Raw genomic sequence first — 14,500 nt, 5'->3', positions numbered from 1 at the left:
TATCCGTTAAGGGAGGATGCATATGGATCTCCAAGATTTTTCGAATAAACTCGCAGAAGCGACCAAAAACCTCACAGCTGAAGAGCGCGCTTCGCTGAAGAAGATTTTCGAAGGCGTTTCCGCCGAAGTCTTCAGCAAGCCTGCAACTGTTTCTTACGTGGCAACCGAGGGCGGTCCCGGTATTCCCGACGGCCCGACCCCCCGTCACGTCAAGCTGAAGGAGAACTTCCTCAAGCAGGTGCCCAGCATCACAATTCACCGTGCTCGCGCCATTACCAAGCTTGCAAAGGAATTTCCCGGTCTGCCCAAGCCGCTCTTGCGCGCAAAGACCTTCCGCTACTGCTGCGAAAATGCTCCGCTGGTGATTCAGGACCACGAGCTGATCGTCGGTTCTCCCAACGGCGCACCGCGTGCGGGCGCTTTTGCGCCTGACATCGCATGGCGATGGCTGCAAGATGAAATGGAGACCATCGGAACCCGTCCTCAGGACCCCTTCTACATTTCTGAAGAAGACAAAAAGATCCTGCGCGACGAGATTTTCCCCTTCTGGCAGAACAAGTCCGTGGACGAATTCTGCGAAGGCCAGTACCGCGAAGCCGGTCTGTGGGAAATGTCCGGTGAATCCTACGTATCCGACTGCTCTTACCACGCTGTGAACGGCGGTGGTGACTCCAACCCCGGTTACGACGTTATCCTGATGAAAAAGGGTATGCTGGATATTCAGGCCGAAGCCCGCGAAAAGCTGGAGCATCTGGACTACGCAAACCCCGACGACATCGACAAAATCTACTTCTACAAGTCCGTCATTGAGACTGCAGAAGGCGTGATGATCTACGCTAAGCGCCTGTCCGCTTATGCTGCCGATCTGGCTGCAAGGGAAACCGATCCCAAGCGCAAGGCTGAACTGATCAAGATATCTGAAGTCAACGCCCGCGTTCCCGCCCACGCCCCCAGCAACTTCTGGGAAGCCATTCAGGCTGTGTGGACCGTGGAATCTCTGCTGGTTGTGGAAGAAAACCAGACCGGTATGTCCATCGGCCGTGTTGACCAGTACATGTACCCCTTCTACAAGGCAGACCTCGAATCCGGCCGTCTGACCGAGTACGAAGCATTCGATCTTGCAGGCTGCATGCTTGTGAAGATGTCTGAAATGATGTGGATCACCAGCGAAGGCGCTTCCAAGTTCTTTGCCGGTTACCAGCCCTTCGTTAACATGTGCGTAGGCGGCGTTACCCGCGAAGGCCACGACGCGACCAACGGTCTTACCTACATGCTGATGGACGCTGTGCGTCACGTGCGTGTTTACCAGCCCACTCTGGCTACCCGAGTACACATCAAGTCGCCCCAGAAGTATCTGAAGAAGATCGTGGACGTTATCCGTTCCGGTATGGGCTTCCCTGCCGTGCACTTTGACGACGCTCACATCAAGATGATGCTCGCCAAGGGCGTAAGCATTGAAGACGCCCGCGACTACTGCCTGATGGGCTGCGTTGAGCCTCAGAAGTCCGGCCGTCTGTACCAGTGGACTTCCACAGGTTACACCCAGTGGCCCATCTGCATTGAGCTGGTTCTCAACCACGGTGTGCCGTTGTGGTACGGTAAAAAGGTTACTCCCGATATGGGCGACCTCAGCCAGTACGACACCTACGAGAAGTTTGAAGCTGCTGTAAAAGATCAGATCAAATGGATCACCAAGAACACCAGCATCGCTACAGTGATCTCTCAGCGTGCTCACCGCGAGCTTGCTCCCAAGCCGCTGATGTCTCTGATGTACGAAGGCTGCATGGAATCCGGTCTGGATGTTTCCTGCGGCGGTGCCATGTACAACTTCGGCCCCGGCGTAGTCTGGAGTGGCCTTGCCACCTACGCAGACTCCATGGCTGCCATCAAGAAGCTGGTATTCGACGACAAGAAGTACACCCTGCAGCAGCTTAACGAAGCTCTGAAGGCGGACTTCGTTGGCTACGACAAGGTCTTGGCAGACTGCCTTGCCGCACCCAAGTACGGCAACGACGACGACTACGCCGACATGATCGCTGCCGATCTGGTGCACTTCACCGAAACTGAACACCGTAAGTTCAAGACCCTGTACTCGGTGCTCAGCCACGGCACGCTGTCCATTTCCAACAACACTCCCTTCGGTCAGCTGCTTGGCGCATCCGCCAACGGCCGCAGAGCGTGGATGCCGCTTTCCGACGGCATCAGCCCTACTCAGGGTGCGGACTACAAGGGCCCCACGGCTATCATCAAGTCCGTTTCCAAGATGTCCAACGACAGCATGAACATCGGCATGGTGCACAACTTCAAGCTGATGTCAGGTCTGCTGGACACTCCCGAAGGTGAAAACGGCATCATCACTCTTATCCGTACTGCCTGCATGCTGGGCAACGGTGAAATGCAGTTCAACTACCTTGATAACGAAGTGCTGCTGGATGCCCAGAAGCATCCTGAAAAGTACCGTGACCTTGTTGTACGCGTGGCCGGTTACAGCGCCTTCTTTGTTGAACTGTGCAAAGACGTACAGGATGAAATCATCAGCAGAACAATGCTGCATGACTTCTAATTAAACTGATCCATGGTAATGCCCTCGGGATTTGAGAACCGTTAAACAGCAGAGTCGACACAGTGATTGAAAGAAAAGCACGTATTTTCAACATACAGAAATACAATATGTATGATGGTCCTGGAGTGCGTACTCTGGTGTTCTTCAAGGGGTGTCCCTTGCGCTGCAAGTGGTGCTCAAATCCCGAAGGGCAGCTTAGACAGTATCAGGTACTGTATAAAAAAGACTCTTGCATTCATTGCGGTGCCTGCGTGCCCGTCTGTCCTGCAGGCGTGCATCGCATCTCCGAATCAAAGCTGCTCCACGGGTTTGTGGAAGGGGCGGAATGCATCGGTTGTCGTAAATGTGAAGAGGTCTGTCCTTCTTCTGCTCTGGCTGTTGTTGGCGAGCAAAAGTCCATCTCCGAGCTTCTTGATATCATCGAAGAGGACAGACCTTTTTACGAAACTTCCGGCGGCGGCGTAACGCTGGGCGGCGGCGAAGTGATGATGCAGCCCGAAGCTGCCGTCAACCTGCTGATGGCCTGTAAACAGCACGGCATCCACACCGCCATGGAAACCTGTGGCTACGCCAAGGCTGAAGCGTATCAGCAGGCAGCGCAGTATACGGACCTGTTTCTGTACGACATCAAGCACATGGATTCCGACAGGCACTACGAGCTTACCGGAGTGCGCAACGAGCTGATTCTCAGCAACCTCACATGGCTGCTGGAAAACAAGCACAATGTGAAAATCCGTGTGCCTCTGCTTAAAGGTGCAAACGACAGCGAAGAAGAGCTGCGCCTGATGATTGATTTCCTGAAACCATATCAGGATTACAAAAATTTCAAAGGCATTGATCTCTTGCCCTATCACAAGATGGGCGTGGGCAAGTACAGCCAGCTGCGCTGGGAATATCCCATTGAGGGCGACCCTGCGCTGAGCGATGCAGACCTTGCACGTATCGAGGCATGCATCAGCAAATATGACTTTCCGGTTTCGGTGATCCGCCATTGATGGAAACAGACGGTTCGCATCCGCTGTGAACGAGGAGAATCACGCTTATGACGGCACTTGGAATGATTGAAACAAAAGGGCTTCTGACAGCCATTGAGGGTGCTGACGCCATGCTCAAGGCTGCAGATGTGCACCTTTTGGAAAAACACCTCGCCAGCGGGGGGCTGGTTACCATCACCGTTGCGGGCGAAGTTTCCGCAGTGCGGGCAGCAGTGGACGCCGGTGTTGCCGCCATCCGCCGTATCAGCGAAGCCACGCTGGTTTCGGAGCACGTCATCGCGCGTCCTGACAGCGGTCTGGACTGCGTGGTTACGCTGAAGCCCAAGCAGGCTGAAGAAGCCGTGCAGCAGGGTACCGCATCACAGGAAGCCCCTGTACAGGAACCCGAACCTGAAGTCCGGCCTGAAACAGTAAAGCCCGTAGCTGAAGAACCTGCAGAGCAGGTCGAGGCGGAACAGGTTGAATCTGTAGGCGCTGCACCTGAAGCGATGTCTGAGCAGAAGGCTGATAAGCCCGTAAAGACGGAGCAGGTACGGTACGAAATTTCTCAACTGAAAAAGATGAATGTCAACAAGCTGCGTCAGATAGCACGCGGCATCAGCGGTCTTTCCATTGCCCGCGAGGCAGTCAAGTCTGCGAACAAGAAAGATCTGATTGAAGCGATCATCAATTCATACAGGCAGATAGAGGAGTAGTCCAATGGTAGATAAGGATTTATTGTCCATTCAGGAAGCCCGTGCGCTGGTACGTGCCGCAAGAGCCGCCCAGCCTGACTTTGCCCAGCTTGGACAGGAACGCGTCGACGCCATCATCAAGGCAATTGCCGACGCAACCGCCGCTCAGGCAGAGCCGCTTGCTGCTTTGGCAGTGGAAGAAACCGGCTTTGGTCGTGTGCAGGACAAAAAGCAGAAGAACCTGCTTGCCAGTGTCAAACTGCACGAAGCCATCAAGGATATGAAAACCATCGGCGTGCTGTGCGAAGACAAGACTCAGAAGCTTGTCGAGATTGCCGTACCCATGGGTGTTATTGCAGGGATTGTTCCCTCTACCAACCCCACGTCTACGACCATCTATAAGTCCATGATTTCGCTGAAATCGGGTAACGCTATCGTGTTCACCCCGCACCCCAGCGCTAAAAAGTGCATCGCCAGAACCGTGGAAATCATCCGCGGTGCACTGGCACAGTGCGGCGTATCCGAAGATCTGGTCAGCGTAATGAGCGTGCCCACCATCGAAGGCAGCGGCGAGCTGATGCGTCAGGCTGACCTGATTCTGGCCACCGGCGGCCCCGGTATGGTCAAGGCTGCTTACAGCTCCGGTACTCCTGCTCTGGGCGTAGGCGCAGGTAACGTGCCCGCGTACATCGAGCGTACCGCGAATATCGAAGATGCCGTAACCAAGATTTTTGCCAGCAAGACCTTTGACAACGGCACCATCTGCGCATCCGAGCAGGCCATTGTTACCGAGTCTGCCATTGCAGACAAAGTACGCGCCAGCCTGATTGCTCATGGCGGCTACTTCCTTGAAGGCGAAAAGCTGGAAAAGGTAAAGCTCGTCATGGAACGCGGCAACGGTTCCATGAACCCCGCCATTGTAGGCCGCGATGCCCAGTACATTGCGCAGCTTGCAGGCATCGAAGTTCCTGCTGGAACCCGTCTGCTTATCTCCGATGAGCCTGGCGTAGGCCACAAGTTCCCCTTCTCCAAGGAAAAGCTGACTGCTCTGCTTGGCTTCTACGTGGTGGAAGATTGGAAGGAAGCCTGCGAAATGTGCCACAAGCTGCTGGAAAACGGCGGTATCGGTCACTCTCTGGCTATTCACTCGCAGAATGAAGAAGTCATCCGCGAGTTCGGTTTGAGAAAGCCCGTTTCCCGTATACTGGTAAACACCCCGTCCACTCAGGGCGCCGTGGGTATTTCCACTTCGCTGTTCCCCTCGTTCACCCTTGGTTGCGGTACCGTTGGCGGCAGCTCCACCTCTGACAACGTGACTCCGCTTAACCTGATGAACGTACGCCGCGTAGCGTACGATCTGGGTAACACCTGCTGCCAGCCTGCTGCTCAGTCCGCAGCGTGCGCACCCGGCGGGCATGATGCCTCTTCGTCCATCGACGTTGCAGCCATCACCCAGCTCATTGTGGAACAGCTGAAGAAAATGGCCTAATCCGTGAGGCTCTAAGCCCGACACGGTTTTAACATATATATCAACTTTGAATTTAAGGAGAATAATATGTCCTCTTCCAACGCACTCGGAATGATCGAAACCCGTGGTCTGGTTGGCGCAATCGAAGCTGCCGACGCAATGGTAAAAGCTGCAAACGTAACCCTGATCGGCCGCTCTCAGGTAGGCGCAGGCCTGGTTACCGTTATGGTTCGCGGCGACGTAGGTGCTGTTAAGGCTGCTACCGACGCCGGTGCCGCTGCTGCCAACAACGTTGGCGAACTGGTCAGCGTACACGTGATTCCCCGCCCCCACGGCGAAGTGGAACTGATCCTTCCTAAAGCAGAAGGTTAATTCTTCTGCAGGAAGTACGGCCTGCCGGTTCTTGGCCCGTCAGCAACCGTATGACCTGTAAAAGCGGAGGAGGGGGAACGCCTTTCCCCTCCTCCCCTAACCGCCCGAAGCGTTCCGGTGAGAGTGGAGCGCATAAAGGCACAATACCGGCAGCATGCGCAGACTAAGGCCGTACGCAGCCCGCCGATACGAAAATTTTAAACGGCCATAAACAGCAAGCACCGGACATAAGCAGATGCAACAACGCAGGCAGAGCCGGTCGATATTTGTAAGCGGAGCAATCATGAACGAGAAAGCCTTGCAGGAAGTCCTTGAAGGGGTAATCCGCGGCGTAGTGCAGCAGCTGGGCAACCAGTCTGTCACTTCCGCCACGACGGATGTGAACACTGAAGATTCCATTCCCGTCGAGCTTTCGGCACGTCACGCACATCTCAGCGAAGCAGACGCCATCGCCCTGTTCGGTGCGCCTCTTACTCCCGTGCGCGAACTGTCACAGCCCGGTCAGTTCCTGTGCAAAGAGCGCGTCCGTCTTATCGGGCCCAAGGGTGTGATTGATAACGTAGCCGTTCTTGGTCCTTCCCGCGGCAGCTCTCAGGTTGAAGTTTCCAAGACCGATGCACGTATTCTCGGTGCAGATGCTCCTGTGCGCCAGTCCGGCGACATCAACGGTTCCGCCGGTATCATTCTGGCTTCGCAGAACGGCATCGTGGGTCTTGAAGAAGGTCTGATTGTGGCTTCCCGCCACATCCACATGTCCACCGAAGATGCAAAGCGCTTCGGTGTGGCAGACAACGACCTTGTGTGCGTCCGTCTTGAGGGCGACCGTCCTCTGATTCTGGAAGATGTGCTGGTCCGCGTTAACGAAAATTTCAAGCTGGCAATGCACATCGACGCCGACGAAGGCAACAGCGCCGGCTGGAGCAAGGCTGTATCCGGCAAACTCGTAGGCAAAAAGTGCGGAGCCGCTCATGGACTTTGCAAGAATTGATCAGCAGATCAGCGCGCTTGAAAGCTGCGTTGAGAATACCATTGAGGTTAGCCCCGGCGAACAGTTGTTCGTCGGGGTGGACCTTGGCACCGCGTACATCGTTATCGTGGTGCTGAATGCGCAGAAAGAGCCCGTGGCGTGCGCCATGGAGTTTGCGCAGGCCATCAAGGACGGACTGGTGGTGGACTATGTGGGCGCATGCCACATTGTCCGCAAGCTGGTTCAGCAACTTGAAGGACGCCTTGGCCGCACGCTTACTCATGCTGCCATCGCCATGCCTCCGGGAACAGGCCACAAAGACAGCAACACGCATCGCCATGTTGTGGAAGGTGCAGGGCTGGAAGTTACCGCCATTCTGGACGAACCCACTGCCGCCAATGCTGTGCTCGACGTGCAGAACGGCGTCATTGTGGACATCGGCGGCGGCACTACGGGTCTTTCCGTTCTGGAAGACGGCGAAGTGACGTATCTGGCGGACGAAGCCACCGGCGGCACCCATGTGTCGCTTGTTCTGGCCGGAAGCTACGGCATCAGCTTTGTAGAGGCGGAAGACCTGAAAAAAGACCAGGAACGTCAGGCCGAGATTCTGCCTGTTGTGCGTCCTGTGATTCAGAAAATGGCCTCTATTGTGAACAAGCACATTGAGGGCCGCGATATTTCGGGAATTTACCTTGTTGGCGGCACCTGCTGCCTGAAGGATTTTGAAAAAGTGATGGAAAAGGAAACCGGCAAGCCTGTGTACAAGCCTGCGAATCCTTTTCTGGTTACGCCGCTGGGCATCGCCCTTAACTGCATTGCCCCGCAGGCGGACGCTTAGGAGCCACCCATGGATGTCAATGAACTGGTAGGGGCCATTGCCCGTGAAGTCATCAAGCAACTCCATGGGTCTGCTGAAAGGGCCTGCGTCATGGTGCTGGAAAACCGTGATGCGCATCTGGCCGAAATGGTAAAGGGGTACCTTGGCGAAGAAGCTGACATTGTTTTTTGCGGAGAAGACACCGCAGGACGCAAGCCTTCGCGCTACATCCTGCCGTATGTGACTTGCTCCGAAATGGCAGACCTTGCAGCGGGCAGAGCCGATGCTCCCGCGCTGAAGGAAGCCCTCCGGCTGCTCCTTGCAGGAGTGCAGGTAGAAGCGCTGGAGTTTGAATACAAGGTGTACAGCGAAACTGCACCCGGACCGCTGTACAGCCTGTACGAAGGCTATGAAAAAACGCTGGCAGGGTACGGCCTGAAACCGTTTATGCACAAGAAGCCGGAAACCGTGCGCTACTGGCAGAATCTGGTGACAGAAACCGTGGTTGCTCAGGCAGCAGAAGCCGGAGCGCGGAATCTGGAGGTAAAGCGCGGCGCAGTGGTCACCCCGCTGGCGGCGGAAACGGCAAAGAATAACAACGTCAACATTCTTAAGCAGTTATAGGGCGGAAAGCATATGATTATCGGTAAGGTGATCGGCAACGTGTGGGCCACTCGTAAAGAAAGTGCCCTCAACGGCTTGAAGTTGATGGTTGTTCAGCGTCTTGATGCGCAGACCAATCAGAGTCTGGAAACATTTGTGGCGGTGGACTGTGTGGGCGCAGGTACTGATGAAAAAGTGCTCATAGTTACCGGCAGCTCTGCCCGCAAGGCGCTTGATAATCCTTTGTCGCCTGTTGATGCGGCCATTGTGGGCATCATCGACGAAGTAAAAATCAGGCCGGAAGGCTAACCCGTCAGCAGACGCGGAGATATTGGTCGTGGATACGCTCGGAATCGTGGAAAGCAAAAGCATTGCCCGTGGTGCAAAACTGGCGGATGAGATGGTCAAGGTTGCGCAGGTTGAGCTTGTGCGTGCCACCACTGTCTGTTCCGGCCGCTATACGATTTATGTGGGCGGCGACAGGCAGGCCGTGGAAACGGCTGTGAACCACGCCCGTCAGTCCGGTGTCAGCCTGATGGGCAGCTATGTGATTTCAGGAATTTCCGCTCAGGTTCTGGCTGTGCTCAAAAAGAGCGTGAAGCCGGAATACATTGATGCACTCGGCCTTATCGAATGCCGTACTGTATCAGCGGGTGTTGCCGCTGCGGATAGTGCGGTGAAACGGTCGGCCGTCAGTCTGCTTCGTCTTGTGACGGGGCAGGGCATCAACGGCAAATCATATTTTGTGATCAGCGGTGATGTGGCCTCGGTTGAAGAAGCCATAGAGGCCGCAAAAACAGCTTTGGGCAAAAATCTTATCGAGGCGGTGTCCATTCCCAGGCCGGACGCCTCGGTCGTCAAGGCCCTAACAAGTGGTGTGAGGTAAAAAATGAAGAAGAAACTTGTAGGGGTAGAGTGCCTTAATGAGTACATCTGCCAGTCCAGCAACAAACTGTATGCCGACGGTTCCATTATCCTTTCACCCGGTGCAAAGGACGAACTGGCAAAGCGCGGCGTGACCATTGTGTACGGTCCCTGTCCTGATGCGGCACAGGGATGTCCTCCCGGCTGCACATGCCCCGCATGCATGGCAGCGCAGGCATGCCCGCATGGTTGCACTTGCGCGGAATGCACAGCGACGATGGACAAGGACCTTGAACGACTTTTTTACGCCGTAGCGGCCATGCTGAAGACCGAATACGGCATTACCGACCATGAACAGCTGAAAAAAATCAGTTGTCAGGTGGTCAAAACTCTTAAAGCAAACATCTAGCAAGAGGATAACCGGAGGATAGAATGATGAACGCTCTTGGAATGATCGAGACCAAAGGTCTGGTAGGCGCTATCGAAGCTGCTGATGCCATGGTGAAGGCTGCCAACGTTGAACTGGTCGGCCGCGAGCAGGTTGGCAGCGGTCTGGTGACCGTGATGGTGCGTGGTGACGTGGGTGCCGTTAAGGCAGCTACCGATGCAGGTGCAGCAGCTGCCGGTCGCGTAGGCGAACTGGTAAGCGTACACGTGATTCCCCGCCCCCACAGTGAAGTGGAAGGCATCCTGCCCAAACGCGCAGCGAAATAGTGACAATACGGGCGTGCATGTCGGGTACTCCCGCCGCGTGTACGCCTTGTGATTCTGCCGCCCGCACCGGCACCGGCTTACCCATCCGCCGGAGACCATGTTCGGGTTGCATCGGGAGTAATATTTCTTTGCCTGCCCTTAGCCTTTGCGGTCGGTACCTGCGTTGAAAACCGTTAACGCCTTGCTGTGGTGTGATGACTTTTCAAGGTGCCGGCCGGAACAGGGCAAACAGGGCAGACAGCCTGCCACAGGTGATGACACCGGTGCAGGTCCGGCGCGCAAGCGCACGACGGCTTATGGGGCTGGGATGGTGCTCAGTTCTGCAGGCCGCACAAACAAAACACCATAACGCAATGTATAACAGAATATTGTAGGGGGCGAGGGTGACACAATTCTACGGAAAGACAAAAATCTGCTATGGCGAAGACGCCCTTGAAACCCTTGAGAAGCTTCCCATCAAGCAGGCTTTTATTGTTACCGATCCTTTCATGGTGAAGACCGGTTTTGCTGACCGGCTGAAGACCCACCTTGACCTTGGCGGCATCGGGCACACCACCTTTGACGGTGTGGAGCCTGATCCTTCTCTGGAAACTGTGACCAGAGGCACGCATCTGTTCATGCAGAATCATGCGGATGCCGTGATCGCTCTTGGCGGCGGTTCTGCCATTGACGCGGCCAAGGCCATTGCCTTCTTTGCGGGCAAGGTGGATACCAGCCGTCCCAAGCCGCTGCTGGTGGCCATTCCCACCACTGCCGGTACCGGTTCTGAAGTGACTGCCATCTCCGTTGTGACCGACAAGGTCAACGAGGTTAAAATTCCCCTCAACGACGAGATGCTTATTCCTGATCTGGCAATTCTGGATGCCCGTTTTACCCGCACCCTGCCGCCTTCCGTCACTTCCGTTACCGGCATGGACGTTTTGACCCACGCAATCGAGGCATACACCTCGCGCAAGGCGAACACCTTCACATCCATCTATGCAGAGCATGCCATCCGCTACGTGTTCAAGTACCTGCCCAGAGCATACAAGTGCAGCGACGACATGGAAGCCCGTGAAATGATGCTGCTTGCTTCATGCATGGCCGGTATGGCGTTCAATAACAGCGGTCTTGGCATTACGCACAGCATCGCCCACAGCCTTGGCGGTATTTTCCATATACCGCATGGCCTTGCCAATGCCGTGGTGCTGCCATTTGTCATCCAGTTCAACAGCTTTGACGCCGGTGTGCAGTACCGAGAAATCGCACAGATGCTTTCGCTGCCTGCAGGTTCCGTGGGTGAAGGTACCAACAGCCTTATCAAGGCCGTACGCGACCTGAATGAATCCATGGGCATTCCCGGCAGAGTCGGCGCTCTGAAGATTGAAGAAAGTGCGTACCGGCAGCATCGCGAAGTTATTGCCAGAAACGTTCTTGACGATATCTGCACCGCAGGCAACCCGAGAACGCCTTCGCGTGACGACATTAAAACCCTGCTGGACCACGCCTGGTAAGTTCAGGCGGCAGGTTCCGGCGTTCTTTAGGATAGATGATTAACGCCCCGAGTGCTTCTGCGGTGCGCATGGCAGAAGCACAGCGGCGCGGGCATGAATGAGACCACTAAAGGGGACTGCAATGAGAGAGCAGACGGTTGAGATAATTCGATCAGCAGGTGTTGTAGGGGCCGGCGGAGCCGGTCTGCCCACCCACGTTAAGGCCAATGCGACAGTGGACACGGTTCTGGTGAACGGTGCTTCCTGCGAGCCGCTGCTTATGAGCGACCCTTACCTCATGGAAGCTCACGCCGATACCATGATCCGTGGTCTCAAGGCCGTTATGGCCTGCACCGGTGCCGCACGGGGCATCATCTGCCTGAAGGGCAAACACGCCAAAGCCATGGCGTCTGTACGCGAAGCTGTCAGCCGCGATACATCGGGCCAGCTTGAAGTTTTTGAGCTGAAGGATTTTTATCCCGCAGGTGACGAGCATGTGCTTGTATACGAAGTGCTGGGAAAAACCGTTCCCGAAGGCGGTATTCCGCTGCAGATCGGTGCTGTGGTCAGCAACGTGGAAACACTTTTTAACATTGCTTTGGCCATGGAGGGGACGCCTGTCACCCACCGTTATGTGACGGTGTCGGGCGAGGTGAAAAAGCATATGGTGGTCAAGGTGCCTGTGGGTACCCTTGTCTCAGACGTGATCGCCTTTGCCGGCGGCCCCACTATCAATGCGTATGAGGTTGTGGATGGCGGCCCCATGATGGGCCGCGTCCTGCCCGATACGGGGCGTCCCGTGACCAAGACAACCAGCGGCCTGCTGGTTCTGCCCCCAGACCATACCGTGGTGGCAAGAAAGATCATGGATCCCGAGCGCGTACGCAAGATTACCACCAGCATCTGCTGCCAGTGTTCGCACTGTACCGATTTGTGCCCGCGTAACCTGCTGGGCCATTCGTTGCGTCCGCACAAGCTGATGCGTGCGTTTAACGGTGATATTGCTACCAGCTCTGTAGCCCGCGAAGCGTTGCTGTGCTCCGAGTGCGGCCTGTGCGAAAAGTTCGCCTGCCCCATGATGGTGTCCCCGCGCGAACTGAACGCCCAGATCAAGCAGATTCTGCGCAAGGAAGGCATGCGCTGGGAAGGTACCGGTGAACAGCCGAAGCCCCATGCATTCCGCGGCAGCCGTCACGTCCCTACCGGCAGACTTATCAAGCGTCTGAATCTGGTTCAGTACGATACGCACCCCGATTATGCCGGAGAATTTACCCCTGATAAAGTACAGATTCCCCTTGCGCAGCATATCGGTGCGCCTGCCGGTTGTGTGGTGAAAGCAGGCGACAAGGTGCAGCAGGGCGATGTGATCGGCGAGATTCCCGATCAGGCGATGGGCGCCCGCGTGCATGCAAGCATCAGCGGTGTAGTCGAGTCCGTGGCAGACGGCATGGTAACCATTAAGGCTTGTTAACAGCAGGTGATAGATATGAATTTACGTACTATTGGATGTGTGGAGCTGAACAGCGTTGCCATGGGCATGCGTACTGCGGACGAAATGGTAAAAGCTGCCGAAGTTGATCTTGTGGTGGCACGTCCCACCTGCCCCGGCCGTTATATCGTTATTGTTGCCGGTGATACCGGCGCAGTGACCAGCAGTGTCGAGACCGGCTGCCGGATCGGCGGCGAGATGATTATCGACTCCTTTGTGCTGGCCAGCGTGCATCCCGACGTTATTCCTGCTCTCAGCGGTACTTCACTGGGTGTGGACATCAACGCTCTGGGCGTTATCGAGACCTGCACCTCGGCCTCCTGTATTCTGGCTGCGGACGCAGCAGCAAAGGCCGCAGCCGTGAACCTGCTCGAAATCCGTTTTGCGGCAGGTCTGGCAGGTAAGGCTTTCGTTGTCATGACCGGTGATGTAAGCTCGGTACAGGCGTCTGTTGATGCCGGTGTAGCAGGTGTGGGTGATTCCGGCCCCGTGCTCAGCCATGTGGTCATTCCTTCACCCAGTGCAGGGCTGAAGGCTCAGATCCTGTAATTATTGTGATGCCGCAGGTGGCGCAACCGGCAGCTGTAAGGCTTCTGAGCGCCGCCTGTTTTTCTACACAGCGGAAGGATTTGTATGACGTTTTTCGATAACGAGCCGAAACAGCGTGTTATTCAGGAATACGTTCCCGGTAAGCAGATTACGCTGGCCCATGTGATAGCAAGCCCGCAGAAGGGGCTGTACCTTAAGCTGGGTCTGGATAACGAAACCGGAGACGCCATCGGCATTCTGACCATCACTCCCAGTGAAGGGGTTATTATTGCCGCGGACATCGCCACCAAAGCCGCCGGTGTTGAAATAGGCTTTCTGGACAGGTTCGGCGGCTCGCTGGTCATCGTGGGCGATGTAGCCAGTGTTGAAGCTTCGCTTAAGGCTGTTCTGGCCTACTTTGACGAAGTTCTGCATTACGCGCTGGCACCCATTACCCGTTCGTAGGATGCTACGGCCATGAAAAAGGTTATGCTCATCGGGCAGACAGGAGCAGGTAAGGCTGCGCTTATTCATGCTCTGTCTGAAGATGGGTATGCAGCCCGTAAAGCCATGGCCGTTGACTACTGCGGACCGTTTATAAACACCCCCGGCGAGTTTCTGGAAAACAGGCGTTTTTATTTCGCGCTTATCACGACATCTGCTGATTGTGACATGTTGTTTATGGTTCAGAGTGCCACACACAGCACCAGCCTGTTTCCGCCACAATTCGCCACAATTTTCAATCGCACGGTACTCGGAGTAGTGTCACATGCTGATGCTCCCGACGCAAACGTGGAGCGGGCCCGACGCTACCTGCAAAGTGCTGGGGCCCGCTCCGTAATCTGTATTGATGCCGCAACCGGCAAAGGGCTGGATGAGGTGCGCGCTCTGATCGGATCGTGATCCTGTTTATACTGAATCTGCCTATACGATATTTCTATCCTCACCCCTCATGCTGTGTTTGCCGGACATGT

The 14,500-nt window shown here is 55.6% G+C and carries 16 protein-coding genes and 1 pseudogene; all 17 read left to right on the top strand.

Going from position 1 to position 14,500, the window contains the following annotated elements; all coding sequences use genetic code 11:
• The first annotated feature begins 22 nt into the window (after nucleotides 1-22).
• The 17 genes and pseudogenes from cutC to ACK5LI_RS09860 all read left to right on the top strand — a co-directional run bounded on the left by cutC (nucleotide 23) and on the right by ACK5LI_RS09860 (nucleotide 14,429).
• On the top strand, nucleotides 23-2,563 hold the full coding sequence (gene cutC / locus ACK5LI_RS09940) for a choline trimethylamine-lyase (RefSeq protein ID WP_416948787.1): 2,541 nt from the start codon (nucleotides 23-25) through the stop codon (nucleotides 2,561-2,563).
• A gap of 62 nt (nucleotides 2,564-2,625) precedes the next feature.
• Nucleotides 2,626-3,558 carry a choline TMA-lyase-activating enzyme gene (gene cutD, locus ACK5LI_RS09935; RefSeq protein WP_416948785.1) on the top strand — a complete coding sequence of 311 codons (933 nt, stop codon included), beginning with the start codon at nucleotides 2,626-2,628 and terminating at the stop codon, nucleotides 3,556-3,558.
• 47 nt (nucleotides 3,559-3,605) lie between these two features.
• Nucleotides 3,606-3,869: pseudogene (locus ACK5LI_RS09930) on the top strand (BMC domain-containing protein); the annotation flags it as partial.
• A gap of 388 nt (nucleotides 3,870-4,257) precedes the next feature.
• Nucleotides 4,258-5,721 (top strand): acetaldehyde dehydrogenase (acetylating), encoded by a 1,464-nt coding sequence (locus ACK5LI_RS09925; protein WP_416948783.1) that lies wholly within the window; start codon nucleotides 4,258-4,260, stop codon nucleotides 5,719-5,721.
• A gap of 66 nt (nucleotides 5,722-5,787) precedes the next feature.
• The gene (gene eutM, locus ACK5LI_RS09920; protein ID WP_416948781.1) at nucleotides 5,788-6,072 is read left to right on the top strand and encodes an ethanolamine utilization microcompartment protein EutM; all 285 of its coding nucleotides are present in this window, start codon (nucleotides 5,788-5,790) and stop codon (nucleotides 6,070-6,072) included.
• Between the two features lie 283 nt (nucleotides 6,073-6,355).
• A complete protein-coding gene (locus tag ACK5LI_RS09915; protein WP_416948779.1) occupies nucleotides 6,356-7,060 on the top strand; it encodes a phosphate propanoyltransferase in 705 nt (234 codons plus the stop codon).
• Nucleotides 7,041-7,877 (top strand): ethanolamine utilization protein EutJ, encoded by an 837-nt coding sequence (gene eutJ, locus ACK5LI_RS09910; protein WP_416948777.1) that lies wholly within the window; start codon nucleotides 7,041-7,043, stop codon nucleotides 7,875-7,877. The genes ACK5LI_RS09915 and eutJ overlap by 20 nt, the downstream gene beginning before the upstream one ends.
• Before the next feature lie 9 nt (nucleotides 7,878-7,886).
• Nucleotides 7,887-8,480 (top strand): hypothetical protein, encoded by a 594-nt coding sequence (locus tag ACK5LI_RS09905; protein WP_416948775.1) that lies wholly within the window; start codon nucleotides 7,887-7,889, stop codon nucleotides 8,478-8,480.
• 12 nt (nucleotides 8,481-8,492) lie between these two features.
• On the top strand, nucleotides 8,493-8,768 hold the full coding sequence (locus tag ACK5LI_RS09900) for a EutN/CcmL family microcompartment protein (protein ID WP_416948773.1): 276 nt from the start codon (nucleotides 8,493-8,495) through the stop codon (nucleotides 8,766-8,768).
• A gap of 28 nt (nucleotides 8,769-8,796) precedes the next feature.
• Nucleotides 8,797-9,345: a BMC domain-containing protein gene (locus tag ACK5LI_RS09895; RefSeq protein ID WP_416948771.1), complete on the top strand. Its 549-nt coding sequence runs from the start codon at nucleotides 8,797-8,799 to the stop codon at nucleotides 9,343-9,345.
• Nucleotides 9,346-9,348: 3 nt separating this feature from the next.
• Nucleotides 9,349-9,732, top strand: a complete 384-nt coding sequence (locus ACK5LI_RS09890; RefSeq protein ID WP_416948768.1) for a hypothetical protein — start codon at nucleotides 9,349-9,351, stop codon at nucleotides 9,730-9,732.
• A gap of 23 nt (nucleotides 9,733-9,755) precedes the next feature.
• Entirely contained in the window at nucleotides 9,756-10,037 is a 282-nt protein-coding gene (gene eutM / locus ACK5LI_RS09885) for an ethanolamine utilization microcompartment protein EutM (RefSeq protein WP_416948765.1), read from the top strand.
• A 383-nt stretch (nucleotides 10,038-10,420) separates the two neighbouring features.
• The gene (locus ACK5LI_RS09880; protein ID WP_416948763.1) at nucleotides 10,421-11,530 is read left to right on the top strand and encodes a 1-propanol dehydrogenase PduQ; all 1,110 of its coding nucleotides are present in this window, start codon (nucleotides 10,421-10,423) and stop codon (nucleotides 11,528-11,530) included.
• A gap of 121 nt (nucleotides 11,531-11,651) precedes the next feature.
• Nucleotides 11,652-12,980 (top strand): SLBB domain-containing protein, encoded by a 1,329-nt coding sequence (locus ACK5LI_RS09875; RefSeq protein WP_416948761.1) that lies wholly within the window; start codon nucleotides 11,652-11,654, stop codon nucleotides 12,978-12,980.
• Nucleotides 12,981-12,995: 15 nt separating this feature from the next.
• Nucleotides 12,996-13,547, top strand: coding sequence for a BMC domain-containing protein (locus tag ACK5LI_RS09870; protein WP_416948759.1), 552 nt, complete (start codon nucleotides 12,996-12,998; stop codon nucleotides 13,545-13,547).
• An 84-nt stretch (nucleotides 13,548-13,631) separates the two neighbouring features.
• Complete coding sequence (locus tag ACK5LI_RS09865) at nucleotides 13,632-13,991, top strand: BMC domain-containing protein (RefSeq protein WP_416948757.1); 360 nt, start codon at nucleotides 13,632-13,634, stop codon at nucleotides 13,989-13,991.
• 12 nt (nucleotides 13,992-14,003) lie between these two features.
• Nucleotides 14,004-14,429: a EutP/PduV family microcompartment system protein gene (locus ACK5LI_RS09860; RefSeq protein ID WP_416948755.1), complete on the top strand. Its 426-nt coding sequence runs from the start codon at nucleotides 14,004-14,006 to the stop codon at nucleotides 14,427-14,429.
• The last annotated feature ends 71 nt before the right edge of the window (nucleotides 14,430-14,500 follow it).

It is taken from the genome of Oleidesulfovibrio sp. (genome assembly GCF_047973035.1).
In the GTDB taxonomy this organism is placed as follows: domain Bacteria; phylum Desulfobacterota; class Desulfovibrionia; order Desulfovibrionales; family Desulfovibrionaceae; genus Oleidesulfovibrio.
Note: the sequence above shows the minus strand (reverse complement) of the source record. Positions and strands in the feature narration are given on the sequence as shown.